Origin of the sequence: Comamonas composti DSM 21721 (assembly GCF_000429845.1) — a bacterium.
Taxonomy (GTDB): Bacteria; Pseudomonadota; Gammaproteobacteria; order Burkholderiales; family Burkholderiaceae_C; genus Comamonas; species Comamonas composti.
On record NZ_AUCQ01000018.1, the window covers coordinates 78,637 to 105,434 of the forward strand.

General features: G+C 61.0%; 26 protein-coding genes. 14 read left to right on the forward strand and 12 right to left on the reverse strand.

Translation table 11 applies throughout. The features are described from left to right. Positions 1-57: 57 nt before the first annotated feature. A complete protein-coding gene (locus G486_RS0112590; protein ID WP_027015863.1) occupies positions 58-1,314 on the reverse strand; it encodes a GNAT family N-acetyltransferase in 1,257 nt (418 codons plus the stop codon). An 83-nt stretch (positions 1,315-1,397) separates the two neighbouring features. On the opposite strand from G486_RS0112590, the gene G486_RS0112595 reads away from it, so the two are divergent. Then, positions 1,398-3,044, forward strand: coding sequence for an NAD+ synthase (locus G486_RS0112595; protein ID WP_027015864.1), 1,647 nt, complete (start codon positions 1,398-1,400; stop codon positions 3,042-3,044). 68 nt (positions 3,045-3,112) lie between these two features. Then, positions 3,113-3,451: a P-II family nitrogen regulator gene (locus G486_RS0112600; protein WP_027015865.1), complete on the forward strand. Its 339-nt coding sequence runs from the start codon at positions 3,113-3,115 to the stop codon at positions 3,449-3,451. A 117-nt stretch (positions 3,452-3,568) separates the two neighbouring features. On the opposite strand, the gene G486_RS0112605 is transcribed toward G486_RS0112600, so the two are convergent. The 6 genes from G486_RS0112605 to G486_RS0112630 are packed head-to-tail and all read right to left on the reverse strand — an operon-like array spanning position 3,569 to position 7,057. Then, positions 3,569-4,162, reverse strand: a complete 594-nt coding sequence (locus tag G486_RS0112605; protein ID WP_027015866.1) for an LOG family protein — start codon at positions 4,160-4,162, stop codon at positions 3,569-3,571. Continuing rightward, positions 4,159-4,557: a diacylglycerol kinase gene (locus tag G486_RS0112610; RefSeq protein ID WP_027015867.1), complete on the reverse strand. Its 399-nt coding sequence runs from the start codon at positions 4,555-4,557 to the stop codon at positions 4,159-4,161. Before G486_RS0112610 ends, G486_RS0112605 begins: the two co-directional genes overlap by 4 nt. A 47-nt stretch (positions 4,558-4,604) precedes the next feature. Beyond that, positions 4,605-5,138: an RDD family protein gene (locus tag G486_RS0112615; RefSeq protein ID WP_051303477.1), complete on the reverse strand. Its 534-nt coding sequence runs from the start codon at positions 5,136-5,138 to the stop codon at positions 4,605-4,607. A 9-nt stretch (positions 5,139-5,147) separates the two neighbouring features. Beyond that, positions 5,148-6,002, reverse strand: a complete 855-nt coding sequence (locus G486_RS22235) for a DUF3106 domain-containing protein (RefSeq protein ID WP_051303478.1) — start codon at positions 6,000-6,002, stop codon at positions 5,148-5,150. Between the two features lie 30 nt (positions 6,003-6,032). Then, positions 6,033-6,488, reverse strand: a complete 456-nt coding sequence (locus G486_RS0112625; RefSeq protein WP_027015869.1) for a DUF3619 family protein — start codon at positions 6,486-6,488, stop codon at positions 6,033-6,035. Continuing rightward, positions 6,485-7,057: an RNA polymerase sigma factor gene (locus G486_RS0112630; protein WP_027015870.1), complete on the reverse strand. Its 573-nt coding sequence runs from the start codon at positions 7,055-7,057 to the stop codon at positions 6,485-6,487. Before G486_RS0112630 ends, G486_RS0112625 begins: the two co-directional genes overlap by 4 nt. Positions 7,058-7,330: 273 nt before the next feature. Here G486_RS0112630 and G486_RS0112635 point away from each other — a divergent pair, with 273 nt between their 5' ends. From G486_RS0112635 to G486_RS0112665, 7 genes are all read left to right on the forward strand, one after another. Beyond that, positions 7,331-9,118, forward strand: coding sequence for an acetolactate synthase 3 catalytic subunit (locus tag G486_RS0112635; RefSeq protein WP_027015871.1), 1,788 nt, complete (start codon positions 7,331-7,333; stop codon positions 9,116-9,118). Between the two features lie 173 nt (positions 9,119-9,291). Further along, positions 9,292-9,783, forward strand: a complete 492-nt coding sequence (gene ilvN, locus G486_RS0112640; RefSeq protein ID WP_027015872.1) for an acetolactate synthase small subunit — start codon at positions 9,292-9,294, stop codon at positions 9,781-9,783. 59 nt (positions 9,784-9,842) lie between these two features. After that, positions 9,843-10,859, forward strand: a complete 1,017-nt coding sequence (gene ilvC / locus G486_RS0112645; RefSeq protein ID WP_027015873.1) for a ketol-acid reductoisomerase — start codon at positions 9,843-9,845, stop codon at positions 10,857-10,859. 203 nt (positions 10,860-11,062) lie between these two features. After that, the gene (gene pssA / locus G486_RS0112650) at positions 11,063-11,935 is read left to right on the forward strand and encodes a CDP-diacylglycerol--serine O-phosphatidyltransferase (RefSeq protein ID WP_027015874.1); all 873 of its coding nucleotides are present in this window, start codon (positions 11,063-11,065) and stop codon (positions 11,933-11,935) included. A gap of 245 nt (positions 11,936-12,180) precedes the next feature. Beyond that, entirely contained in the window at positions 12,181-13,860 is a 1,680-nt protein-coding gene (gene leuA, locus G486_RS0112655; RefSeq protein WP_027015875.1) for a 2-isopropylmalate synthase, read from the forward strand. Positions 13,861-13,953: 93 nt separating this feature from the next. Further along, the gene (locus tag G486_RS0112660; RefSeq protein ID WP_027015876.1) at positions 13,954-15,492 is read left to right on the forward strand and encodes a 2-isopropylmalate synthase; all 1,539 of its coding nucleotides are present in this window, start codon (positions 13,954-13,956) and stop codon (positions 15,490-15,492) included. A gap of 118 nt (positions 15,493-15,610) precedes the next feature. Beyond that, entirely contained in the window at positions 15,611-16,717 is a 1,107-nt protein-coding gene (locus tag G486_RS0112665) for a serine hydrolase (protein ID WP_027015877.1), read from the forward strand. A gap of 58 nt (positions 16,718-16,775) precedes the next feature. Here the strand turns inward: G486_RS0112665 and G486_RS0112670 are convergent, their stop codons facing one another. The 5 genes from G486_RS0112670 to G486_RS0112690 all read right to left on the reverse strand — a co-directional run bounded on the left by G486_RS0112670 (position 16,776) and on the right by G486_RS0112690 (position 20,648). Next, positions 16,776-17,660: a M90 family metallopeptidase gene (locus tag G486_RS0112670; RefSeq protein WP_051303480.1), complete on the reverse strand. Its 885-nt coding sequence runs from the start codon at positions 17,658-17,660 to the stop codon at positions 16,776-16,778. Positions 17,661-17,663: 3 nt separating this feature from the next. Then, positions 17,664-18,488, reverse strand: coding sequence for a UDP-2,3-diacylglucosamine diphosphatase (locus G486_RS0112675; protein WP_027015879.1), 825 nt, complete (start codon positions 18,486-18,488; stop codon positions 17,664-17,666). Positions 18,489-18,618: 130 nt separating this feature from the next. Further along, on the reverse strand, positions 18,619-19,125 hold the full coding sequence (locus G486_RS0112680) for a peptidylprolyl isomerase (protein WP_027015880.1): 507 nt from the start codon (positions 19,123-19,125) through the stop codon (positions 18,619-18,621). A gap of 54 nt (positions 19,126-19,179) precedes the next feature. Further along, complete coding sequence (locus tag G486_RS0112685) at positions 19,180-19,770, reverse strand: peptidylprolyl isomerase (RefSeq protein WP_027015881.1); 591 nt, start codon at positions 19,768-19,770, stop codon at positions 19,180-19,182. A 329-nt stretch (positions 19,771-20,099) separates the two neighbouring features. Beyond that, positions 20,100-20,648, reverse strand: a complete 549-nt coding sequence (locus tag G486_RS0112690) for a tetratricopeptide repeat protein (RefSeq protein WP_027015882.1) — start codon at positions 20,646-20,648, stop codon at positions 20,100-20,102. 204 nt (positions 20,649-20,852) lie between these two features. On the opposite strand from G486_RS0112690, the gene cysS reads away from it, so the two are divergent. From cysS to G486_RS0112715, 5 genes are all read left to right on the forward strand, one after another. Next, positions 20,853-22,238, forward strand: a complete 1,386-nt coding sequence (gene cysS, locus G486_RS0112695) for a cysteine--tRNA ligase (protein WP_027015883.1) — start codon at positions 20,853-20,855, stop codon at positions 22,236-22,238. A 49-nt stretch (positions 22,239-22,287) separates the two neighbouring features. After that, positions 22,288-23,073 carry a DNA-3-methyladenine glycosylase family protein gene (locus G486_RS0112700; protein WP_027015884.1) on the forward strand — a complete coding sequence of 262 codons (786 nt, stop codon included), beginning with the start codon at positions 22,288-22,290 and terminating at the stop codon, positions 23,071-23,073. 108 nt (positions 23,074-23,181) lie between these two features. After that, complete coding sequence (locus tag G486_RS0112705; RefSeq protein WP_027015885.1) at positions 23,182-24,159, forward strand: acetyl-CoA carboxylase carboxyltransferase subunit alpha; 978 nt, start codon at positions 23,182-23,184, stop codon at positions 24,157-24,159. 225 nt (positions 24,160-24,384) lie between these two features. Further along, complete coding sequence (gene tilS, locus G486_RS0112710) at positions 24,385-25,395, forward strand: tRNA lysidine(34) synthetase TilS (protein ID WP_051303487.1); 1,011 nt, start codon at positions 24,385-24,387, stop codon at positions 25,393-25,395. Between the two features lie 80 nt (positions 25,396-25,475). After that, positions 25,476-26,750, forward strand: a complete 1,275-nt coding sequence (locus tag G486_RS0112715; protein ID WP_027015887.1) for an aspartate kinase — start codon at positions 25,476-25,478, stop codon at positions 26,748-26,750. Positions 26,751-26,798: the final 48 nt, after the last annotated feature.

A 26,798-nucleotide genomic window follows, 5' to 3' on the forward strand; every position in this document is an offset into this window, starting at 1 on the left:
GGGGGAGAAACAGGCGGCCTGGTCTTCGAGATCGGGCCGCTTTTGCGTTGAGCCCGCTCAGCGGCAGATGTCCTGCGCTGGGCGGCGCAAGGGGCTGTGGGCCTGGAGCTCGTCCAGGTAGCGGGCCATGCCCTGGCCCTCGCGTTCGAGAAAGCGCTCTATGGCCTCGGCAAAGGACGGGTGCGCAATCCAGTGGGCGCTGGGCGTGGTCTGGGGCAGCAGGGCGCGTGCCATCTTGTGTTCTCCCTGGGCGCCGCCCTCGAAGCTGGCAATGCCGCGCTCTATGCACCAGGCCAGGGGCTGGTAGTAGCAGGCCTCGAAGTGCAGGCAGTCCACGCGCTCCAGTGCGCCCCAGTAGCGACCATAGGCCGTGCCTGAGGGTGCAATGCTTTCAGGAGCTGGTAGCGCTTGCCTGCTAACGATTTCAAGCTTGTTTAATGCTGAATGTCTTGCTGCATCAGCGCTAAGCGCTATCAAGCTTGAAGCTATCGGCTGGCCATGACGTTCGGCGATGAACAGCAGCCAGGCCTGTGGCATCTGCTGGAGTTGCAGCGCAAAGAACTGCGGGCTCAGATAAGGCGCATTGCCGTGCTCGAGATAGGTGCGCTCATAGCAGCGGTAGAAGAACTCCAGATCGTCAGCGCCTATCTGCGGGCCGTGCAGGGCGCGAAAGCGCACGCCGGCTTCGCTGACCTTGCGCCGCTCCTGGCGGATCTTCTTGCGCTTGTCCTGGCTGAGTGCGGCCAGAAAATCGTCAAAGTCCGTGTAGCCGCTGCCCTGGCGGTTGCTCCAGTGGAACTGGACGTTGGAGCGCTGCATCCAGCCCTGGCTTGCGCAGGCTGCGAGATCGGCCTCGTCGCCGAACAAAAGGTGCAGGGAGGACAGCTGCTGTGCCTGCGCAAAATCCTGCAGCGCACGCACCAGGGCTTCGCGCAGCCCCTGGCTGCGCGCCAGCAGCCGGCTGCCGGGCACGGGCGTGAACGGCACGGCCACCAGGCCCTTGGGGTAGTAGGCCAGGCCGTGCTGCTCATAGGCGCGGGCCCAGGCCCAGTCGAATACATATTCGCCATAGGAATGGGACTTGGCATACAGCATGCAGGCCGCGACGAGCTCCTCGCCCTGCCACAGCGTGAGCACGCAAGGCCCCCAGCCCGTGTCGGGCACGGCGCTGGCGCTTTGCTCCAGCGCGCACAGATATTCATGGCGCATGAAGGGGGTGGGGCAGGCCTGGTGTGCGAGCAGGTCGTTCCAGGCCTTGGCGGGCAACTGCTGCAGGCTGTGCAGCACGCGGGTGATAATTGCGCTTTCAGCCATGCCGCTCCCGATGCAGGTCCTGGCATTGATGCGCAGCGTGCTGCGCCACAGGCCTGACGGGCTTTTCGGCTACAAAGCATTCCATGACGCTCTCCATTTGCACTGCCCAGCTCAATTTTGTCGTGGGCGATTTACCGGGCAATGTCCAAAAAATCATTGCCGCCTGCGAGCAAGCTTATGCCAAAGGCGCGAGGCTGCTGCTCACGCCCGAGCTTGCCCTGAGTGGCTATGCGGCTGAAGACCTTTATCTGCGCCCGGCCTTTGTCGAGGCCTGCGGGCTGGCCGTGCAGCAACTGACGCAAGAGACAGCGCGCTGGCCGGGTCTGGCTCTGGTGCTGGGCCATGCGGGCAGGCACGAGGAATCGGGGCTGCTGTTCAACCAGGCCAGCGTGCTCAGGGACGGGCTGCTGCTGTGCAGCTATCGCAAGCAATGCCTGCCCAATTACGGCGTGTTCGACGAGCAGCGCTATTTCGTGCCCGGGCAGCAGCCCTGCGTGTTCGAGCACCAGGGCCGGCGCATAGGCCTGCTGATCTGCGAGGACGCCTGGCATCCGGATCCTGCACGCGCTGCGGCGGATGCGGGCGCCGAGCTGCTGGCCGTGCTCAACGCTTCGCCGTTTCATGCGGGCAAGCAGGCCGAGCGCGAAGCCGTGCTGGCCCAGCGCGCACGCGAGACCGGCCTGCCCGTGGTGTATGCCCATCTGGTGGGTGGCCAGGACGAGGTGGTGTTCGATGGCGGCTCTTTCGCCTTGCAGGCCGATGGCAGTGTGGCCGCGCGTGCTGCGGCCTTTGCCGAGGAGCTGCCTGTGGTCGGCGTCGAGGTCGAATCCGGTGGTCTGCTGCTCTCGGGGGCGCTGGCTGAGCGGACCGCCCATCTGCAGGCCCTGTGGTCGGCCCTGGTTCTGGCGGTGCGCGACTATGTGGGCAAGAACGGCTTTCCCGGAGTCTTGATCGGCTTGTCGGGGGGCATGGATTCGGCCCTGGTGCTGGCGATCGCCGTCGACGCGCTGGGTGCGCACAAAGTGCGCACGGTGATGATGCCTTCGCCCTATACGGCCGACATCAGCTGGCTGGATGCGCGCGACATGGCCGAGCGCGTGGGCGTGCGCTACGACGAGATTTCCATCGCTCCCGAATTCGAGGCCTTCAAGGCCTCGCTGGCACCGCTGTTCGAGGGCCGGCCCGAGGATACGACCGAGGAAAACCTGCAGGCGCGCATCCGCGGAACGCTGCTCATGGCTTTGTCCAACAAGTTCGGCTCCGTGGTGCTGACCACGGGCAACAAAAGCGAGATGGCCACCGGCTACTGCACGCTGTATGGCGACATGGCCGGCGGCTTTGCGGTGATCAAGGATGTGCTCAAGACCGAGGTGTTTGCGCTGGCGCGCTGGCGCAATGCCAACGATCCGTTCGGCACGGGGCTGGACCCCATTCCCGAGCGCATCATCACGCGCCCGCCCAGCGCCGAGTTGCGTCCCGATCAAAAGGACGAGGACAGCCTGCCGCCCTATGAGGTGCTCGATGCCATCGTGCAAGCCTATATGGAAGATGATGAGGGCATAGACCCCATCGTGAGCCGGGGCTTTGCCGCCACCGATGTGGAGCGGGTCACGCGTCTGATCAAGATCAACGAGTACAAGCGGCGCCAGGCGCCCATAGGCCCGCGTGTCACGCGTCGCAGCTATGGCAAGGACTGGCGCTATCCCATCACCAATTATTTTCGGGCCTGAACCAGGGGCCGGCACCCGCTTTCCGGGGCGCCGGGCCAGGCCCTGTTGCACGCATTGAGGAGTTTTTCATGAAACTGATTACCGCTGTCATCAAGCCGTTCAAGCTCGAAGAGGTGCGAGAGGCCCTGGCCGAATGCGGCGTCAACGGCCTGACGGTGACCGAGGTCAAGGGCTTTGGCCGCCAGAAAGGCCATACCGAGCTCTACCGTGGCGCTGAGTACGTGGTGGACTTTCTGCCCAAGGTGAAGATTGAGGTCGTGGTCAGGACCGAGGATGTGGACCGCTGTGTGGACTCCATCGTCAATGTGGCGCGCACGGGCAAAATCGGTGACGGCAAGATTTTTGTCTCGCCTGTGGAGCGCGTGGTGCGCATCCGCACGGGCGAGCTCGACGACACGGCGATCTGAGCTGCCCCCTGATCCGCTTTGCGGCGAGGCGGCTCTTGCTCGGCATTCCGGTTTGGACGCGCGCAGTTTTATGCGCCGTGCCTCAGAACGTGTTTACGATCTCAGGGCAAAGCGAGGTTAGATCACCTCGCGCAGGGCCGGGGTTTCGAGTTTGGTGCCGGCGTTTTGCACCAGGCAGGCAAGCAGGGCGCCAATCTCGCTGCCGCTTTCCATCAGGCCCATCTGCCACTCGCCCATGAAGCCATGGCCTACGCAGGATTGCAGAAACTGCAGCATGCCGTCGTAATAGCCGTCCACATTGAGCAGGCCTATGGGCTTGTCGTGATAGCCGAGCTGGCGCCAGGTCCAGATTTCGTAGAGTTCCTCGAAGGTGCCGATGCCGCCGGGCAGGGCTACAAAGGCATCGCTGTGCTCGGCCATCATAGCCTTGCGCTCATGCATGGTCTGGACGATGTGCAACTCGTCGCAACTGTGGTTGGCGACCTCTTTGTCGACCAGGATCTGGGGAATGATGCCGATGACGCGGCCGCCAGCCGCCTGCGTGGCCTCGGCCACCTCGCCCATGAGGCCGCTGCGGCCGCCGCCATAGACCAGCTGACCGCCATGCTCGCCTATCCAGCGGCCCACGGAGCGCGCGGCGGCGGTGAATTCCGGGCTGTTGCCGGGACGCGAGCCGCAATAAACACAAATCGAGAAAGCAGGGCTTGTCATACAAAAAACCGTTGATGGAGTGCCGCGAGCCAGATGCCGCCACACAGCACAAGAGAGAGAAACACGGCGGCGCTACCCATGTCCTTGGCCTGCTTGGACAGGGCATGCCATTCAGGGCCTATGCGATCGATGGCGGCTTCTATGCCGCTGTTGAGCAGCTCGGTGATGAGCACCAGCAGCACCGAACCTGCAAGCAGGGCAGCTTCGACCCAGCTGCGGCTGAGCCAGAAGGAGGCAGGAAGCATGAAGACGGCAAAAATGGCTTCCAGGCGAAAGGCCTTTTCCTGCCATCCCGCGCGCAGTCCCGAGAGCGAGTAGCCGCCAGCATGCCAGATGCGGGACAGGCCGGTGCGCTGCTTTTGCGGGTTGACGGAGTCTTGTGGGGATGCGGACATGCGCCGAAGTTTAGAGCAAGGCTGGCGCTTGGATGGCGCTCCCGTTCTCAGTGTTTTGAGAACGGTGCGTGGTGAATGAGTCGTGTGCCTGCGAGAGCGTCGTGCCAGAACTGGCGCTGAGGGTGGAAGCGGCTGAGCAAGGCCCAGACCGCAATCCAGCCCAGGAGCAGCACGCTGGATTCTCCTGCAGGAAGCTTGAACGGGGCGATAACTGCCAGCGGTGGCAGCAGCCATAACCAGCTGAGCACGAAGCGCAGCAGGGCCCGTGTCTGCGTCAAAGGCTGGCCTTGACGATCCACCACGCGTATGTGCCAGGTCTTCATGGCCAGGGTCTGGCCCTTGGACCAGAACCAGACGAAGTAAATCCCCAGCACGACAAAGACAAATGCCTGCAGCACATGGCGATTGTCGAGAGCATTGCGCGTTTGTGACAGGGTGCTGAACAGGTAGCCGGCAATGAAGACCACACCGAACAGCAGCATGCCTTCATAGAGCCAGCAGGCCATGCGTCTTGCGAGCTTGGGGGCAATCAGGTCGCTGGCATGGGCTTGCGAGTGGGCGGCTTGGGGCGTGAGAGACATGCAGACGAATCAGGGAGCGGGTGTGTATGTATTGTTGTCCAGATGCATGTCAGCCCCCGGGTCATGGACTGCTTCCTCGCTGTCATGGCCTGCGTCCATGGGCGGTAAAGGAGTGGGTTTGGCCGATGGAGCAACGATGGGGGCGGTTTCCACCAGCGCGGGCATGCGCACGGGAGCGCTTTCGGCCGTGGGGGCTGGCATGGGCAGATGCAAGATGGCTGCGGGCGGAATCTTTGGGGGGTTGAGCATGCCCTGGCCCTGAGAGGCTGCCGGAATGCGCGTAAGCCGTCTGGATGGTGCGGGCTGTATGGCGGGCGCTGCACTCTTGATTCTTGGCGCTGCGCGTGCAGCCAGCAGGCGCTTTTCTTCGTCGCTGAGGGCCTGGTAGGCTTCCCACTGCGCACGCTTGTCGGTCGCCAGGCGGTTGGTGAGTGCGAAATTCAGACGTGCCTGGCTGCGCTGTTGAGTGCTGAGGCTGGACCACGCCTGCATGCGGTCGCGCAGCTTTTCCTGCTCTTTCTCGCTGAGCTTGTCATAGCCGTCGGCCAAGGTCATCCAGCGGCGTTTTTGCAGGGCATCCATCAGCGGCCAGTGTTCGGCCAGAGGCTCAAGCACACGCTTTTGAGTGGCGCTGAGCTCGGCCCAGCGAGGGCCTGTGGCCAAGGCTGTCACGCGTTGGCGCTGGCTGGGGGCGGCATGCGCGGACTTGGCATTCGCAACCACGGCAGGCAACACGGTACTAGGGGCCAGCCTCACCTGCTGGACCATGCCCCATCCTGTCCAGGCCAGCATCATCAACAGCACCGCCGCCAGAATGGCGGCGGTGCTTGGGATAAGTGTGACTCGGCTCGTATCAGTGGGCATGCAAACAGGAGGGCAGGAGAGGCAGCCGGCTCAGCGCTCTGCAGTGGCTGCCGAGGTCCTCAGGTATTGGATAAAGCCGGGGTCGGCGTAGGCGGCCGGAGGCAGGTCGTCAGTGAGCAAGGCAGTGTCCACTTCCGCAACCTCGGTCAGGCTCTTGCGCTCGGTCTGGTCGCTGACCACGACCAGGCCGGCTATCAGAGCCAGTACCGGGACTGCGGATATCAGGGCACGCCACCATGTACCGCCTTCGTTGCCCGAGCCGCCCAGGGTCATGGTGCCGCCCTGGATCTGGGTGCTGGCCTGTGCATGGGCCACCATGCCGATGGACTCGCGGCGGCGCTGGTCGAGAGCACGCACGCGCGCAGCTCTGAGTCTTTCCGTGATTTCGTAAGGTAGTTGCGCCTGGCCTTCACCCAGACGCGCAGTGATCTTGCGCGCAAAAATTTCAGCGCTTAATTCACTATGGAATATGGTCTCGGTGGTCATAGCTCGATTCCTTTAGCCTTCAGTGCCTTGCTCAATGTCTGGATGGCGCGAAAACAATGTGTTTTTACACTGCCTTCAGAGCATCCCATGGCGGCAGCGGTTTCTGCAACGTCCATCTCCTCCCAATAACGCATGAGAAAAGCCTCTCGTTGACGGGCCGGGAGCTGCTGGATTTCATTTTCTATGCTTTGCAATACCTGCGCACGCTCAGTAAGGTCTTGTGCGCTGTGGGCGGTCTCCTGGTTCGGATTGTTGCTGGCATGAATCTCCAGCCAGTCGAAGTCCATGTCTGGATCGACAGAGGCTTCCAGGTCGCCAATGCGTGTGAACACGGCTCTTTGTGTTTTTTGCCTGCGAAACCAATCCAGCGTGCAGTTGGATAGTATGCGTTGAAACAGCATTGCCAACTCGTTGACCGGCTTGTCTCCATAGTGCTGGGCGAGTTTGAGCATGCTGTCCTGCACGATGTCCAGCGCCGCCTCCTCATCCCGGACGTGGAACAGGCTGCGCTTGAATGCACGTTTTTCCACGCTTTTGAGGAATTCAGAGAGTTCTTGTTCGGTAGCCAAGAGGGCGGCGGCCCCTGAGGGGCGTTGAAGACGGAGGTGAATGAAGCTGCAAAGCCAATTATTGCACTGCGTTGCTAAAAAAATCTGATGAACGAGACAAAGGCTTGTTGCAGTGCGATAATGCGCTTTTGCATATCAAAAGAGCAAACGGGTCACGGTTCGGCGTCCACTCACTCGCCCATGACTGTGGTCCTAAGTCCCGCACCGGCCTCACAAGGGCTCAGGCAAGGGGCACCCAAGGTTTTTCGTTAGAGAAATTCACAAAGGTTGATCATGGAAATTTCCAAAGCTGAACTTTCAAGCGCGGCAGCAGCTGCGTATCAGTCGCAGGGCGCAGGCTCCGAAGAGCTCATGGGTGCCGAAATCCTCGTTAAGTCCCTGCAGGCTGAGGGGGTAAAGCAGCTCTGGGGTTATCCCGGCGGAGCAGTTCTCTATATCTACGATGCGCTGTACAAGCAGGACAGCATCCAGCATGTGCTGGTGCGTCATGAGCAGGCTGCCGTGCACGCTGCCGATGGCTTTGCGCGTGCCACCGGTGAGGTAGGCGTTGCCCTGGTGACCTCCGGGCCGGGGCTGACCAATGCCGTCACCGGCATTGCAACGGCCTATACGGACAGCATTCCTCTGGTTGTGATCAGCGGCCAGACCGCAACCAATTACATTGGCACCGATGCCTTCCAGGAGTGCGACACGGTGGGCATTACGCGTCCCATCGTCAAGCACAACTTCTTGGTCAAGGATGCGCGCGAGTTGGCCGAGACCATGAAGAAGGCCTTTCATATCGCACGCACCGGCCGTCCCGGCCCAGTGGTGGTCGATATTCCCAAGGACGTGTCGTTTCGCAAGGCCTTGTACACCGGTTATCCCGAAAAAGTGCAGATGCGCTCCTACAACCCGGTACGCAAGGGTCATGCAGGACAGATACGCAAGGCACTGCAACTGCTGCTGACGGCCAAGCGCCCCTATATTTATACGGGTGGCGGTGTCTTGCTGGGCAATGCCTGCAATGAGCTGCGTACCCTGGTCGATATGCTGGGCTATCCGGTGACCCATACCCTGATGGGTCTGGGAGCTTATCCAGCCAGCGATCGCAAGTTCCTCGGCATGCTGGGCATGCATGGCACGATAGAAGCCAATAACGCCATGCAGAACTGTGATGTGCTGCTGGCTGTGGGGGCGCGGTTCGATGACCGCGTGATTGGCAACCCTAAGCACTTCATGTCGGTGGAGCGCAAGATCATCCACATCGACATCGACCCGTCCTCCATTTCGAAGCGTGTCAAGGTGGATGTGCCCATCGTCGGCGATGTCAAGGAGGTGCTGGGCGAGCTGATCTCTATGATCCGCGAGGCCACGGCACGTCCCGATGCCGAGGCCCTGGGCCAGTGGTGGAAAACCATCGAGGGCTGGCGCAGCCGGGACTGCCTGAATTATGACCGTGGCAATGCCTCGGTGATCAAGCCTCAGTATGTCGTCGAGACACTGTGGAACATGACCAAGGATGCGGATGCCTACGTCACTTCGGATGTGGGTCAGCACCAGATGTGGGCTGCGCAGTACTATCGCTTCGAAGAGCCGCGTCGCTGGATCAACTCCGGTGGCCTGGGCACCATGGGCGTAGGTCTGCCCTATGCCATGGGCATCAAGCTGGCCAAGCCTGAATCCGAGGTGTTCTGCATCACGGGCGAAGGCTCAATACAGATGAACATCCAGGAGCTGGCGACCTGTCTGCAGTACAACACGCCAGTCAAGGTAGTTTCGCTCAACAATCGCTATCTGGGCATGGTGCGCCAGTGGCAGGAGATCGAGTACTCGGGCCGTTACAGCAGCAGCTATATGGACTCCCTGCCCAACTTCGTGAAATTGGCTGAGGCCTATGGTCATGTGGGAATGCTGATCGAGCGTCCAGAGGACGTGGAGCCGGCGCTGCGTGAAGCGCGCAAGCTCAAGGATCGGACGGTGTTCATGGACTTCCGCACCGATCCCACCGAGAATGTGTTCCCCATGGTGCAAGCCGGGCGCGGAATCACCGAAATGCTGCTGGGCGCCGACGATCTCTGATCTGCGGCCAGCTCGCATCCAAGCTGCTGTCCCCGGGACAGCTTTCCATTGACGAATCTATTGCCTGCCGAGCCTGATGCTTACCGGCATCGGGGGAGGGCAGTACAAAACGGCAGTTTTTCGCGACCACTTGTTGGTCGTGCTGCCGTCGCAAAAAGAGGGATCTTCCAGAGATGAAACACATTATTGCCGTGCTGCTCGAAAACGAGCCAGGGGCTTTGTCGCGCGTCGTCGGTCTGTTCTCGGCCCGTGGCTACAACATCGAATCGCTGACGGTGGCTCCCACTGAGGATGCATCGCTGTCGCGCATGACGATTCAAACCAATGGCTCGGATGATGTGATCGAACAGATCACGAAGCACCTGAATCGCCTCATCGAAGTCGTGAAGGTCGTGGATCTGACTGAAGGCGCCTATACCGAGCGTGAGCTCATGATGGTCAAGGTACGTGCCGTCGGCAAGGAGCGTGAGGAGATGAAGCGTATGGCTGATATCTTCCGCGGCCGCATCATCGACGTGACGGATAAAAGCTATACCGTGGAGCTCACGGGTGACCAAACCAAGAACGATGCATTCTTGCAGGCCCTGGACCGTACAGCCATCTTGGAGACTGTGCGTACGGGAGCCTGTGGCATAGGCCGGGGTGAGCGCATTCTGCGCGTCTGAGCCCTCTTCTGTTTATTCAATCTTTACTTACCAACCCTAGAGCAAGACCTGGAGCGAACATGAAAGTTTTTTACGACAAGGACTGTGACCTGAGCCTGATCAAAGGCAAGACCGTTGCCATCGTTGGCTATGGCAGCCAAGGCCACGCCCACGCCCAAAACCTCAACGACAGCGGCGTGAAGGTGGTTGTCGGTCTGCGCAAGGGCGGCGCATCCTGGGATAAGGTGGCCAAGGCAGGCCTGACCGTGATGGAAGTCAACGACGCCGTCAAGGCCGCAGACCTGGTCATGATCCTGCTGCCCGACGAGAATATTCCCGAGGTCTACAGCAACAACGTGGCGCCCAACATCAAGCAAGGCGCAACCCTGGCATTTGCCCACGGCTTCAATGTGCACTACAACCAGGTCATTCCCCGTGCTGATCTGGACGTGATCATGGTGGCGCCCAAGGGTCCTGGCCATACCGTGCGTTCCGAGTACCTCAAGGGCGGTGGCGTGCCTTCGCTGATTGCCGTGTATCAGGACAAGAGCGGCAAGGCGCGTGATCTGGCCCTGTCCTATGCCATGGCCAACGGCGGCGGCAAGGGCGGCATCATCGAAACCAACTTCAAGGAAGAGACCGAGACCGACCTGTTCGGCGAGCAAGCTGTTCTGTGCGGCGGTGCCGTGGAGCTGGTGAAGATGGGCTTCGAAACCCTGACAGAGGCTGGATACGCGCCCGAAATGGCCTACTTCGAGTGCCTGCACGAACTCAAGCTCATCGTCGACCTGATGTATGAAGGCGGCATCGCGAACATGAACTACTCGATCTCGAACAACGCCGAGTATGGTGAGTATGTGACGGGTGCCGAGGTCATCAACGACAAGTCACGTGAAGCCATGCGCAACGCCCTCAAACGCATTCAGACTGGTGAATACGCCAAGATGTTCATCCAGGAAGGCCGTACCAACTATCCGAGCATGACCGCACGTCGCCGCATGAATGCCGATCACGCTATTGAGCAAGTCGGTGGTCAGCTGCGTTCCATGATGCCATGGATCTCGAAGAACAAGCTGGTCGACCAGAGCCGCAACTAATTGCTGAAACCTGTTCTTGCTGCCTGTGGTGGCAAGAACATGCAAATTCAGGGCCACCTTTGGGTGGCCTTTTTGGTTCTGACGTGCTGATGGGCAGGAGCTACACTGTTTGTGGCAGCAAAGCCCGCTCTGGGCTGCCTAAAATACTGCGATTTCAATAGCGGCATGAGTAGATGGCCGCTCACACCCAGGAGGTCTGATTGATGCAACAAGGCAATGAGCCCGGCGAAAGTTTGGGAGCCATGCCGCGCAAGCTGCGCAAAGGCATTTATGTGCTTCCCAATCTGTTTACGCTGGCAGCGCTGTTTGGTGGCTTCTATGCCATCGTCATGGCCATGAATGGCAAGTTCGAGCTGGCTGCGGTTGGCGTCTTCTGTGCCATGGTGCTCGACAGCCTCGATGGTCGAGTGGCTCGCATGACTCACACCCAAAGTGCGTTTGGCGAGCAAATGGACTCTTTGTCCGATATGGTTTCTTTTGGTGCGGCGCCGGCGCTGATTGCCTACGAATGGGCTCTTCGACCGCTGGGGCGCTGGGGCTGGATCGCGGCCTTTGTCTACTGTGCTTGCGCGGCCTTGCGGCTTGCTCGCTTCAATGTGAATACCGCCGTGGTCGATAAGCGCTACTTTCAGGGCATGCCGTCGCCTGCAGCGGCAGCGTTGGTTGCGGGCTTCATCTGGCTGACTAGCGCTCTCATGGTGTCACACCGTGATGTGCCGATCTTTGGGGAAGTAATCTCCTGGTTTGGCGGCTACCCCGCGGACAGGGCAGATCTGTCTTGGATCATGTTTGCAATCACCTTGTTTGCAGGTCTGACCATGGTGACGAACATTCCTTATTACAGCTTCAAGGACTTTGGCGGCCATAAAAGCGTCCCCTTTGTGTTTCTGGTTGCTGCGGCCTTGCTGATGGGCGTGGTGAGCATTGAGCCGGCCACCATGCTGTTTCTGTTCTTTGTGGGCTATTCGATATCGGGCTATGTGATTTATGCTTGGCGTCGAGCCAAGGGCGAGCACGCGAGCATCGTGGCAACGTCCAAGGATGAGCCCGATGAACGTGGGCTTCATGACGACTGAGTTGACGTGGCGAAAAGAGTGCAGATTGCGCCCTTGATTTCTTCTTGCGCCAGCTGTGTTAGAGTGGGACGCATGCAATACCTGTCGCTAGCTCTACTACTAATGTCCAACGGGCAGAGACAGTAGCGCGCGTACATACCTACTCTCATGGCCCGTTTGCACCAGCGACGGGCCGTTTTGTTTGTGGGGTCGCTGGAGTGGACGGGTCTTTGTTTTATCGACTGACCATAGAAAGCACTTCAGCCATGTTGCAAAACCCCTCGACTAAGTACCGTGCGTTTGCTCCTGTTCGCCTTGTCGACAGGACTTGGCCTGACGCCGTAATCACCAAGGCGCCCATATGGTGTAGCGTGGATTTGCGCGATGGCAACCAGGCTTTGATCGAACCCATGGATATAGAGCGCAAGGTGCGCATGTTCGATCAGTTGGTGAAGATCGGTTTCAAGGAAATTGAGGTCGGCTTTCCTTCTGCATCGCAGGTCGAGTTCGACTTCATGCGCAAGCTTATAGAAGAGAACCGCATTCCTGATGATGTGACCGTACAGGTTCTGACCCAGGCGCGCGAGCACTTGGTACGCCGCACTTTTGAAGCCCTGGAAGGCGTGCCGCGCGCAATCGTCCATCTCTACAACGCCACGGCTCCCGTGATGCGCCGTGTAGTGCTCAATATGAGCGAGGATGAAATTGTGGAGCTGGCAACCAGCAACGCCAAGATGTTCAAGGACATTGCTGCAACCTATCCGCAAACCAAATGGACTTTTGAATACTCGCCCGAAATGTATTCGGACACCGAGCTTGAGTTTTCCAAGCGAGTGATCGATGCGGTAACTGCAGTCTGGCAGCCCACCCCTGAAAACAAATGCATCATCAACTTGCCAACCACGGTCGAGCATTCGACGCCGAACATCTTTGCGGACATGGTCGAGTGGACGCATCGCAATATGGCGCGCCGCGACAGCGTGGTGCTTTCGGTTCATCCACATAACGATCGAGGCACGGGTACCGCCACGGCGGAGCTGGCACTTATGGCCGGAGCCGACCGTCTTGAGGGTTGCCTGTTCGGCAACGGCGAGCGCACGGGCAACCTCGATGTGGTCAATGTAGCGCTCAATATGTACATCCAGGGTGTTTCGCCGGAGCTCGATTTTTCCAATATCGATGACATCCGCAGCACGGTCGAGTACTGCAACCAACTGCCCGTGCATCCGCGCCATCCTTATGTGGGGGATCTGGTCTACACCTCGTTTTCGGGCTCGCACCAGGATGCGATCAAGAAAGCTTTCACAGCACGTAAAGAGGGAGATATTTGGGACATGCCTTATCTGCCGATCGATCCCAAGGATCTGGGGCGCAGTTATGAGGCCGTGATTCGCGTCAACAGCCAGTCGGGCAAGGGCGGGATTGCCTACTTACTTGAAAGCGAATATGGCTTGCAGCTGCCCCGCCGTCTGCAGATCGAGTTCAGTCAGGTAGTGCAAGGTGAAATGGATGCCAGCGGTAAGGAACTGGCGGCAGCCGACCTGTGGGCGCTGTTTCAGCGAGAGTATGGGCTGGGTGCTGTGTCAGCACCCCAATATCGCCTCAGCGAGGCTCAGGGGCAGGTCAGTCTTGAGGCCGAGCTCGTTGTGAATGGCGAAAAAATCGCAGTCCAAGGCCAGGGTACTGGGCCTATCGACGCTTTCGTTCAGGCCTTGTGTGAGCAGCAGGGGCGCAGCGTGCGCGTGCTGGACTACAACGAGCATGCGATTGGTGAAGGTGCGAGTGCAAAGGCCATTGCCTATGTGGAGTTGCGTGTAGACGATTCCCAGGTCTGCTACGGCGTTGGCGTGGATGCGAACATCGTCTCCGCATCGTTTCGTGCCATCATGTCGGGATTGCAGCGAGCGTCCCAGGCTCAGGCCGTGCCGGAGACGGCTGTCGCCTAAGGTCTGAAGCATTCCAGCCGGTGGGGCGCAAGCCCCCCGGCTTTTTTGTTGCAGCGATTCAAGAGCATTCAAAGCCACACAGGAGCAAGCCCCATGATCGATCAGCTCATCATTTTCGATACCACTTTGCGCGATGGCGAGCAGTCGCCGGGCGCATCGATGACGCGCGATGAGAAACTGCGCATAGCGCGCCAGCTCGAACGTCTCAAGGTGGATGTGATCGAGGCCGGCTTTGCCGCCAGCTCCAACGGCGATTTCGAGTCCGTGCAGGCCATTGCCCGCGCCATCAAGGACTCGACCATTTGCTCCCTGGCCCGTGCCAACGACCGCGACATCGCGCGTGCAGCCGAAGCCTTGAAAGAGGCAAGCCGCGCTCGCATTCACACTTTCATTGCAACCAGCGCATTGCACATGGAGAAAAAGTTGCGCATGACGCCTGAGCAGGTGCTGGAGCAGGCCAGGCAGTCCGTGCGCTTTGCGCGGAATCTGATTGCCGATATCGAGTTCAGTCCCGAGGACGGCTATCGCAGCGATCCCGATTTCCTGTGCCGCGTCATCGAGGCCGTGATCTCCGAAGGCGCAACCACGATCAATGTGCCAGACACCGTGGGCTATGCGATTCCCGAGCTTTATGGCAACTTCATCAAAAACCTGCGCGAGCGCATTCCGAACAGCGACAAGGCGGTCTGGAGCGTGCACTGCCACAACGATCTGGGAATGGCCGTGGCCAACTCCCTGGCGGGAGTGAAGATCGGTGGTGCCCGCCAGATCGAGTGCACGATTAATGGACTTGGCGAACGCGCTGGCAACTGCTCGTTGGAGGAGGTCGTGATGGCCGTGAAGACGCGCAAGGATTACTTTGGCCTCAACGTCAACATCGATGCCCAGCACATCGTCGCGGCCAGCCGCATGGTCAGCCAGACCACGGGCTTCGTGGTCCAGCCCAACAAGGCCGTGGTGGGCGCCAACGCATTTGCACATGCCTCTGGCATTCATCAGGATGGAGTGCTCAAGGCGCGTGATACCTACGAGATCATGCGTGCCGAAGATGTGGGCTGGAGCGCCAACAAGATCGTGCTGGGCAAGCTCAGTGGGCGCAATGCCTTCAAGCAGCGTCTGCAAGAACTTGGTGTTGAACTCGATAGCGAGGCTGCGATCAACACCGCCTTCGCACGCTTCAAAGAGCTGGCCGACCGCAAGAGTGAAATCTTCGACGAGGACATTCTGGCGCTGGTCACCGAGCAGGGCGCGCATCAGCAGGCCGATTCATTTCAGCTGATCTCCCTGGCCCAGCAAAGCGAAACCGGTGAGCAACCGCACGCTTGCGTGGTCTTCAGCCGCGAGGGCCATGAGATCAAGGCGAGCTCAGAAGGCAATGGCCCGGTCGATGCCTCGTTCAAGGCGATTGAGTCTGTGGTGCAAAGCGGCGCCGAAATGCTGCTGTATTCGGTCAATGCGATCAGCGGCTCCACTGAGAGCCAGGGTGAAGTGACTGTTCGCTTGCAGCGCAGTGGTCGTGTGGTGAATGGCGTGGGGGCAGATCCCGACATTGTTGTCGCTTCGGTCAAGGCCTACTTGAGTGCGCTCAACAAACTTCACTGTCATGTGGAAGCTGTGCCAGCGCAAGGGTAAACGCTAGGCTTATAATCTCATCCAGATTATCGAAAAGTCGCACAAGTGGTTGTCACTGTGCGATTTTTTAGATTAAGCTAGAAACAATATACACATTCTTGCTGCTTGGAGCATCTGGATGCATTCTTACCGCCCCCCCCGTCTTGGCCGCCTGGCGCAACTGTTGTCCATATTGGCTTTGGGTTGGGCCTTGGGCTCGCCTGTCGTGCAAGCGGCTCCTGCGAAGAAGCTTGCCAAAAAACCGGTTGCGGCAGCTCCTGCCAAGAAGGCTGCTAAGCCTCGGGTGGCGGTTGCCTCCAAGGGTAAGCCTGCTGGCCGGGTCGCTGCCAAGAGTGCGGTCCGCCCTAATCGCGCCATTGCTCGCAATGCTGCTGCGCCTGTGCGTGCCATAGCTTATGCGCCACGCCTGTCGTTTGGCCAGATGGCCGGCCTGCATGAAGTCAGCGATCCATTGGACCTCAAAAGCAGCGTCGCCTTGGTTATGGATCAGGACACGCACGAAGTGCTGTTCAGCAAGAACGAGCAGGCTGTGCTGCCCATTGCCTCTTTGACCAAGCTCATGACGGGACTGATCATCACCCAGGCGCATTTGCCCATGGATGAAATGATCACCATCACCCAGGCCGATGTGGATACGGCAAAGGGCAGCAGCTCGCGCCTTGCCATCGGCACGACGCTATCGCGTGCCGAGATGCTGCACCTGGCCTTGATGTCCAGTGAGAATCGCGCGGCCCATGCCCTGGGGCGAACTTATCCTGGAGGGCTGGATGTCTTTGTGCAGCAGATGAACGTCAAGGCCAGGCTGCTGGGCATGATGGACACGCGTTATGAGGAGCCCACGGGCCTTTCGAGTCGCAACCAGTCCAGTGCCCGGGATCTTGCGGCCCTGGTGAACGTGGCCTATAGCGATCCGTTGCTGCGCGAGTACTCGACCTCGACTGGCTACGAGGTGGCAGTAGGACGCCGTACCCTGCAGTACAACAATACCAACCGCCTGGTACACAACCCTGCCTGGGAGATAGGCCTGCAAAAAACCGGTTATATCTCCGAAGCTGGCCGCTGCCTGGTGATGCAGACCCATGTTGCGGGGCGCAAGCTCATCATGGTGTTTCTGGATTCTGCGGGCAAGCTCAGCCGAATCGGTGATGCCGAGCGCGTGCGCAACTGGGTGGAGTCCATGGGTCATGTGGCCACCGAGACCCTGGCGCGAAATATCAAGGGCTGATACGGCTGTACGGTCTTGACCGTGCTTGGTGAAAACGGCGCGCGAGCGCCGTTTTTCGTTATGGCTTGGGCAAGCTTGAAGCCTCGGGGTGGAACAAGGCCTCGAGCAGCCCAGCAAGCTTAGGGAACTCCTGATCAAAGCGCTGGCGCTGCACAAAGAAGGCTTCGCAGGCCACGGCAAAGAATTCGGCCGGGGCGCTGGCCCCATAGTCATCGAGCCAGGGCGGCTGGCCGCCAAAGCGCTGGGCGATGATGACCTGCTCGCGAAATGTCTCATAGGCCTGGCCCCAGTGGGCTTGCCATATCCGGCGCGCTTCGCGTGCCGAGCCGGCGCCCATGAACCCAGGGGGCAGGGGAGGGCAGCCATCGGCGCTGCCGTTCCTCATGTCTATCTTGTGGGCGAATTCGTGGATCACGACGTTCATCGTGCTCTGAGTGCCTGGGGCGTTGTGGGCATGAGGCCTGCGGCCCGCATCCACGGCCTGCCAGCTGAGCATCACAGGGCCCTTTTCCATGGCTTCACCCATGATCACTTCGTCGTAATAGTGCATGACCCCGGCTTCGTCACGGTACTCGCGGCGGGCCACAGCTTCCCCCGGATGCACGACGATGCCTACAAAGTCGTCATACCAGCGCAGCGCCTGCACGGGCTCTCCCCAGTGCAGCAGGGGTAGACAGGCCTGGGCTGCAATTTCCACGGCCATGGCATCGGTGACTATCAGGCCATGGGCGCCATGAAAGCGTTTGTGCTGAAGAAACCGGGCAGCGAGTGCGCGCAGCTTGGCTTGCTCGGCAAGTTCGAGTTCGGCCAGGAAGGGATAGGTGTTCAGAGTGCAAAGCCAGAGCGCTGCCGGGATCTCGGGCAGTGGCGCGATGCTTGCGCTGGCCCGCATGATCAGGCGCCGGATCTTGCGTCTGATCCTTTGCCAGGGGCTGGTGTCCATGGCTCAGGCAATCGCCAGGGCCAGAGGCAGCCGCCTCAGGCCCTGGGCGCGGCTCCAGCGCAGAACCTGGGCGCGTGGTGGGCTGGCGGCCAGGTCCCAGTCGCTGAGCACGATGCGGTTCAGACCCTCGCCCAGATCATGCTCTGCGGGTCTGTGGGTATGGCCGTGAATCAATGTGTTCGCGTTTGCTGCCTGCAGCCAGACGCGCGTGGCTGGCGTATCGAGATCCGCATAAGAGGGCATGGTGCGGGAGGACGAGCTGCCGGGCTCATGATGCTTGCGCGCTTCGCTCTCCTGGCGTATGGCCCGGGCCTGCTCCCGGCGCAAGGCCAGGGGTTGGGCCAGAAATCCGGCCTGCCAGGCGGGTGTGCGTGCCAGGGCTCTGAAGCGCTGGTAGTCCACGTCATCCAGGCACAGTGCATCGCCATGGCTCAGCAGCAAGCGCTGATTGGCGCAGTCCAGGACGGTGGGGTCGGCAAGTGTCTGGGTTCCGCAGACCGCATCGAAATGCGCGCCTGTCAGAAAGTCGCGATTGCCTTGCATGAAGAACAGTGCGCGCTGCTCAGAGGCCGCACGCAGCATGGCGGCGCAGCGGGCTTCAAAGCTTTCCGACTCGTCCAGGCAGTCATCCCCGACCCAGACTTCAAACAGGTCGCCGAGCATGAAGACGGCATCGGCCGTGGTGGCCTGCAGGTAGTGCTGCCAGGCCTGCACGGTCTCGGGTTCGCTGGCCTGCAGATGCAGGTCGGAGATGAAATCCAGCGTCTTCCAGTGCGCAGGCAATTGCCACTCGGGAATGGTATCTGGGAGGCTGGACGCAGTGTTCATCGCGATAGATAAAGCAAAGTTACCCATGGGGACGGCCGTGGCCGATCCCATGGGTAACTCGGCGCCGGCATGAAACAGGCCTGAGAGCGTCAACATGCTCCCATGCTTTGTCGGGCCGGCGCCCGGGCATTTACAGGGCCACGGCCTTTTCTATGACCACGTCCTCTTTGGGTACATCCTGGTGAAAGCCGCTGCGGCCGGTCTTGATGCCGCGAATCTTGTCCACGATCTCGGTGCCGTTCACCACCTTGCCGAACACGGCATAGCCCCAGCCCTGGGCCGTGGGCGAGCTGTGGTTGAGAAAGCCGTTGTCGGCCACATTGATGAAGAACTGGGCCGTGGCCGAATGCGGCTCGCCGGTGCGGGCCATGGCCAGGGTGTACTTGTCGTTCTTGAGGCCGTTCTTGGCTTCGTTCTCTATCGGGGCGCCGGTTTCCTTTTGCTTCATGCCGGGTTCAAAGCCGCCGCCTTGAATCATGAAGCCATCAATCACGCGGTGAAAGATGGTGTTGTTGTAGTGGCCATTGTTCACGTAGGCGAGAAAGTTCTCGGTGCTCTTGGGCGCGTTGACGGCATCGAGCTCGATGGTGATCACGCCTTGGCCGGCGATATGCAGTTCGACTTGAGGGTTGCTCATGCAAATTCCTTGGTTGGTGAGGTGTGGGCCTGGGCCACAGGGCGTGGCGCAGGATTATTTGACTTGCGTGGCCGAGACAATGGTCACCGGCTGGACGGGAACATTCTGAAGCATCCCCCGGTTGCCCGTAGGCACCGTGCGGATTTGATCGACCACATCCATGCCCTGGATCACGCGGCCGAAGACGGCGTAGCCATGGCCGTCGGGCCTGGGTGCGTTGAGCATGGCGTTGTCCACGACGTTGATGAAGAACTGCGCCGTTGCGGAGTTGGGGTTGGTGGTGCGGGCCATGGCAATCGTGCCGCGGTCGTTCGTGAGGCCGTTGCGGGCTTCGAGCTCGATGGGCGCACGTGTGGTCTTCTCGCGCATGTCGGCATCCATGCCGCCGCCCTGGATCATGAAGCCATCCATGACGCGGTGAAACACCGTGCCGTCATAGTGCTTGTCGTTCACGTACTGCAGAAAGTTGGCCACGGTCTTGGGTGCCTTGGCGGAGTTGAGCTCAAGCACGATATCGCCCTTGCTGGTCTTGAGCAGCACCTTGGGCGCAGTGCTCGTGCCTTGGGCCTGAGCGGGCAGGCCGACGAAGCCGATGATGAGGGCCGAGGCGGCCAGGGCAAGCGAAACCTTGCGGCGTGTGGTCATGCAGATCTCCCAGGGAAAATCATATGAAGTGCGAAAACGGTGTCTGTGCCAATGGGCGCGAGCCTTAGAACGTGTTTACGATCTCTACGCTGCCGCATTGGAGCGCAATCGGGATGCGTTCGAGCCGATGGGGTGCAAGCAAGCCACAGCGCGAACAAATCGCCCGATTTCGCTCCAACCCTTGGGGCCAGTGCCTTTGCGGGCGGTCTACAGCGTTGCGAATCCTCGCAATAGCACGGCTATTGCTGCGGTGTCGCGCCTTGCATCCCATCCCGCACAGACACTGGCGCGGCACCGAGGAGATCGTAAACACGTTCTTAGGCCGGCGGCTATGGAGCCGATGGCGCTGGCTTGGCTGCAGGTGGCTGCAGTAGCTCGCGCAGCAGTTTGAGCTTGGGGGCCACGCTGGCCTTGCGCGAGTCCAGGTCCTGGGCCTTGTCATAGGCCTGGTAGGCCAGGCGAAGATGGATGTCACCCAGGTTCTCGTAGGCCACCCCGTAGCCGGGGTTGTTGCGCACGGCGCTCTCCAGCGCATCGCGGGCTTTGTCGAGCTGGTTCTGGCCTGCATAGATGACCGCCAGATTGTTATAGGGCTCGGGTAGCTCGGGGTAGTCCTCTATGAGCTGGCGCAGGGCAGCAATGGCCTCATCGGTCTTGCCCGAATCGGTCAGGGCCACGGCCTTGAGAAAGCGCATCTGCGGATCCCGTCCGTTCTTTTCCAGGTAGGCGTTGGCATGTTCAAGCGCCTGGGCGCTCTTGCCTGTGCGCAGCAACTGGTTCACCTCGCTATAGCTGTCGGCATGGGCGCTGCCTGCGGCCAGCAAGGCGGCCAGGAGCGTCAGGCGCAGGAGGGCGCTGGGGGAGTTGCTTAGAGGCATGTAGGTGCTTTCGAGGCCTGGCAGTGGAGCCGGGCGGCGGGGGCTTATACTGCGGGCCATTGTAGCTGAGGGGTGTGCAGGCCCATGCTTGCAGCGCAGGGTTGCGCGAAGCTGCTTGTCGCAGGCATTCCTCGGTGCTTCGGGGCCTGATGGCGTGCTGCAAGCGCCTTGTGCCAGGCCCCTGTCTCCCCCTAATGGACATCCATGAGTTTGCGTATCTATAACACGCTGTCGCGTGCGTTGGAGGCGTTTTCGCCGATCGAGCCTGGTCATGTTCGCATGTATGTATGCGGTATGACGGTGTACGACCTGTGCCACCTGGGGCACGCGCGCTCCATGGTCGCCTTCGACGTGGTGCAGCGCTGGCTGCGCGCCAGCGGTTACCGCGTGACCTATGTGCGCAACATCACGGATATCGATGACAAGATCATCAAGCGCGCGGTGCAGAACGGGGAGACGATTCGCGGTCTGACCGACCGCATGATCGAGGCCTTGCACCAGGATGCCGATGCCCTGGGCATTGCCCGGCCCGACCATGAGCCGCGTGCCACCGACTATGTGCCGCAGATGCTCTCCATGATTGGCGCGCTGCAGGCCAAGGGCCTCGCCTATCAGGCAGGCAATGGCGACATGAACTATGCGGTGCGCAAGTTCCCGGGCTACGGCAAGCTCTCGGGCAAGTCGCTTGACGAGTTGCATGCGGGCGAGCGCGTGGCCGTGCAGGACGGCAAGCGCGATCCCCTGGATTTCGTGCTTTGGAAGTCTTCCAGGGTGGAGGAGCCCGCCGATGTGAAATGGCAAAGCCCGTTCGGCGAAGGCCGCCCCGGCTGGCATATCGAGTGCTCGGCCATGGGCTGCGAGCTGCTGGGCGAGAGCTTTGATATTCACGGCGGCGGCGCCGATCTGCAGTTTCCGCACCATGAAAACGAGATCGCGCAAAGCGAGGCCGCGACCGGCAAGCCGTTTGCGGCCTTCTGGATGCACAACGGCTTCATCAACGTGGACAACGAGAAGATGTCCAAGTCCCTGGGCAACTTCTTCACGATACGTGACGTGCTCCAGGAGTTCGATGCCGAAACCGTGCGTTTCTTTGTCGTGCGCAGCCATTACCGCAGCCCGCTCAACTACAGCGATGTGCATTTGAACGATGCACGCAACGCCTTGAAGCGCCTGTACACGGCGCTGAGCCTGGTCACGGCGCACGAGCAGGCGATTGACTGGAGCAATCCCTTTGCGGCACGCTTCAAGGCCGCAATGGACGAGGACTTCGGCACGCCCGAAGCCGTGGCCGTCCTGTTCGATCTTGCGGCCGAGGTCAACCGCGGCAAGAGTGCCGAGCTTGCGGGCCTGCTCAAGGCCCTGGGCGCCTGTCTGGGCCTGCTGCAGGATGATCCCCAGGCTTTTCTGCAGGCCGGTGCCGGGGGCGTGGATGCCCAGGCCATAGAGCAGCAGATCGCAGCGCGTGCCGAGGCCAAGGCTGCCAAGAACTGGGCCGAGGCCGATCGCATACGCAAGGACTTGCTCGAGCAGGGCATTGTCCTCAAGGACTCGGCCGCAGGAACCACCTGGGAGGCGGCCACCAAGGTCTGATCTGCATGGCTAGTCTGTTGTACAGCGCCTTGTGCGCCGAGGTGGCTTGATGATTCCTGCCAAGCTACCGCATCCCCCCGAATTCGAGCAGTTGCAACTGGGCGTCGATCTGCCCGTGCCCGAGGCCCAGCCCGAGCCTTTGCCCGTGGCCCCCATGGGCGCCGCAGCCAAGCCGGCTGCCAAGAGCAGCGCATCCGCGATCAAGCTGGCCTTGCCCGAGGATGTGCCGGCCTACTGGGCCGATGCCTGTCGCCAGCTCATGCGCCGCGACCGGGTCATGAAGCGCTTGATTCCGCGTTTTGCGCATCTGGCGCCCAAGCCGCGCACGGATGCCTTTGCCACGCTGGCGCGCTCCCTGGTCGGGCAGCAGATCTCGGCCAAATCGGCGCAGGCGCTGTGGAACAGGTTCACAGCCCTGCCGGCGCAGATGACGCCCGAGTTGGTGCTCAAGCTCAAGGTCGACGATATGCGCGCCGCAGGGCTTTCGGCGCGCAAGATCGACTATCTGGTCGATCTTGCACTGCACTTCACCGAGCACCGCCTGCACCAGGAGGGCTGGCAAGGCATGACGGACGAGGCCATCGTCGCCGAGCTCATGTCGATTCGCGGCGTGGGACGCTGGACGGCCGAGATGTTTCTGATCTTCCACCTGCAGCGGCCCAATGTCCTGCCCCTGGATGATGCAGGGTTGATCTCGGGCATCAGCAGCAATTATTTTTCCGGAGATCCCGTAAGCCGCAGCGAGGCGCGCGAAGTGGCCGAGGCCTGGAAGCCCTGGTGCACGGTTGCGACTTGGTATATTTGGCGCTCGCTCGAACCACTGCCGGCCACTTAGACAAGATGGGCTTGCGCCAGAGATGCGCAGGCCGTGCAAGACTCAGTTCAAACCCGCTTCCCGGGATCTGCGCGCTGAACCAGCCGGACCGGGGCAAGGAGAAATACGTTGGCGAAAAAAAACTTTCTGGATTTTGAGCAGCCCATTGCGGAGCTGGAATCCAAAATCGAGGAGCTGCGCTATGTGCAAACCGAAAGCGCGGTCGACATCTCGGAAGAGATCGAGCAGCTCGGCAAGAAAAGCCTGCAGCTGACCAAGGACATCTACAGCGATCTGACGCCCTGGCAGATCACCAAGATCGCGCGCCACATCGAGCGGCCCTATACGCTGGACTACGTGCGCGACTGCTTTACCGACTTTGTGGAAATGCATGGCGACCGGCATTTCGCCGATGACCAATCCATCGTCGGCGGCCTGGCGCGCTTCAACGGCCAGCCCTGCATGCTCATGGGCCATCAAAAGGGCCGGGACACCAAGGAGCGCACGCTGCGCAACTTCGGCATGACGCGCCCCGAAGGCTATCGCAAGGCGCTGCGCCTCATGAAGACAGCCGAGAAGTTCGGCCTGCCCGTGTTCACCTTTGTGGACACCCCCGGCGCCTTCCCCGGCATCGATGCCGAGGAACGCGGCCAGTCCGAGGCCATTGGCCGCAACATCTTCGAGATGGCCCAGCTGCAAACGCCCATCATCACCACCATCATCGGCGAAGGCGGCTCGGGCGGCGCGCTGGCGATTGCCGTGGCCGACCAGGTGCTGATGCTGCAATACGCGGTGTACTCGGTGATCAGCCCCGAAGGCTGCGCCTCCATCCTCTGGAAGACCGGCGACAAGGCCCAGGATGCGGCCGACGCCATGGGCATTACCGCGCACCGCCTCAAGGCCCTGGGCCTGGTGGACAAGATCGTCAACGAGCCCGTGGGCGGCGCGCATCGTGATCCCAAGCAAATGGCCGCCTTCCTCAAGCGTGCGCTGGGCGATGCCTGGCGCCAGCTGGCCGACCTCAAGCCCAAGGAGCTGCAGGAGCGCCGCTACGAGCGCCTGCAAAGCTATGGCCGCTTCACGGACACCAAGGCCGACAGCCGCTGAGCGGCCGGTATCGAAATCCAGGCCCCCAGCGCATGCGCGGCCTTGATGCACATACGGCTCCCCAGGGAGCCGTTGTCTTAGATCGTAAACACGCTTTTATGACTGGCAGCTTTAAAAATCAAAGCGCGTAGCGCTTGCCTGTATTGGGTTTCAGATAGGTTTGAAGCTGAAATCAAGCACTGGCAGGCGCTAGCAGCTCCTTTTTTTGGTAGGTGGTCTTTGAGCATGAACCCGTCGCCGCAACTGCAGCAGGCCGCATCTGCGGCCGTGGAGAGCGCCATGCGCAGCTTTGCGCCGGCGCTGCCGCTGGCCGTTGCCTTCAGCGGCGGTGCCGACTCCACGGCCTTGCTGCTGGCCTGCGTGCGGCGCTGGCCGGGCCAGATCGTGGCCGTGCATGTGCATCACGGCCTGCAGAGTGCGGCCGAGGGCTTTGTGGCCCAGTGCCGGCACTTTTGCGCACAGCACGCGGTGCCGCTCAAGATCTGCCATGTGGATGCGCGCAACGAGCCAGGCCAAAGCCCCGAGGATGCAGCGCGCCAGCACCGCTATGCAGCCTTGATCCAGGCTGCGCGCGAGCCCTGGGCCGATGCCCGGGGCCAGGCGCTGGCGGCCGTGCAAAGCCTGGCCCTGGCCCAGCATGCGGACGATCAGGTGGAGACGCTGCTGCTGGCGCTGTCGCGTGGTGCGGGCGTGGCCGGCCTGGCCGCCATGCCGGCGCACTGGCAGCGGGCGGACCTGGACTGGTACCGCCCTTTGCTGCAAGTGCGGGGCGAATTGCTGCGTGCCTGGCTTCAGGCTCAGGGCCAGGGCTGGGTTGAAGACCCGACGAATGTGGACGAACGCTATACCCGCAACCGCATCCGCGCCCGGTTGCTGCCCGCGCTGCAGCAGGTGTTTCCGCAGTTTCGTGCAACCCTTGCACGCAGCAGCCGGCATTGCGCCGAGGCCGCCGAGCTGCTGCAGGAGCTGGCCCGGGACGATCTGGCCACCGTGGGCAGCCCGCCGCAGATCAAGTCGCTGCAGGCCTTGAGCGCGGCACGCCAGGCGAATGTACTGCGCCACTGGCTGCGCAGCGTGCACGGCACGACGCCATCGGCTGCCCAGCTCGATCAACTGCTGCTGCAGATAGCCGCCTGCCGCACGCGCGGCCACCGCATCCATCTCAAGCTCGGGCATGGGTTTGTGCAGCGCTGCGGAAGCGCTCTCGATTGGTACAATTCCCAGGTTTTGGTCTAATTTCGTACGAAAACCGGCGGCGCGCCAGAACCTCTGTCCTCAGCGCCGTGGCAAGCAGTTTCGTCACCCCCTACTATCCAATGGCACTGATCGTTCATAAATACGGCGGCACATCGATGGGCTCCACGGAGCGCATTCGCAACGTCGCCAAGCGCGTGGCCAAATGGGCTAGGGCGGGCCACCAGATGGTGGTCGTCCCCAGCGCCATGAGTGGCGAAACCAACCGCTTGCTGGGCCTGGCCAGTGAACTGGCACCCAGCCACGCCCAATCCGCTTACTACCGAGAGCTCGACATGCTGGCCGCCACGGGCGAGCAGGCATCGTCGGCCCTGCTGGCGATCGCCTTGCAGGCCGAGGGCCTGCCGGCCATCAGCTTCACGGGCTGGCAGGTGCCGGTGCATACCAACAGCAGCTATACCAAGGCACGCATCGAGTCCATAGACGACAAGCGCGTGCGCGCCGAGCTTGATGCAGGCCGCGTGGTCATCATCACGGGCTTTCAGGGCATAGACCCCAACGGCCATATCACCACGCTGGGACGTGGCGGCTCCGACACCTCGGCCGTGGCCGTGGCCGCAGCCCTCAAGGCCGCCGAAGTGCTGATCTATACCGATGTGGACGGCGTCTACACCACCGATCCGCGCGTGGTGCCTGCGGCCAAGCGTCTGAACACCGTGAGCTTCGAGGAAATGCTGGAAATGGCCAGCCTTGGCTCCAAGGTGCTGCAGATCCGCTCCGTGGAATTTGCCGGCAAGTACAAAGTGCCCATGCGCGTGCTCTCCAGCTTCACGCCCTGGGACATAGACGTCGAGGAAGAGGCCAGGTCCGGCACGCTGATTACTTTTGAGGAAGACGAAAAAATGGAAAAGGCCGTCGTTTCCGGCATCGCATTCAACCGCGGCGAAGCCAAGATCTCCGTGCTCGGCGTGCCCGACACCCCCGGTATCGCCTACAGCATCCTGGGGCCCGTGGCCGAGGCCAATATCGAGGTCGATGTCATCATCCAGAACATCAGCAAGGACGGCAAGACCGACTTCAGCTTCACCGTGAGCCAGGGCGACTACCAGCGCGCTGTGGAACTGCTGCGCGAAAAAGTCCTGCCGGCCCTGGGCGCCTCCGAAGTCGTGGGCAACCCCAATATCGCCAAGGTCAGCATCGTAGGCATAGGCATGCGCAGCCATGTGGGCGTGGCCTCCACCATGTTCCGCGCGCTGAGCCAGGAGAGCGTGAACATCCAGATGATCTCCACCTCGGAGATCAAGACCTCGGTGGTCATTGACGAGAAGTACCTGGAACTGGCCGTGCGCGCACTGCACACGGCGTTCGGACTCGATAAAACCGAAGAAAACGCATAAGATTGCAGTTTCGCCAAAAACTGGCAAAAAAGCGCGTTACAATAGCGC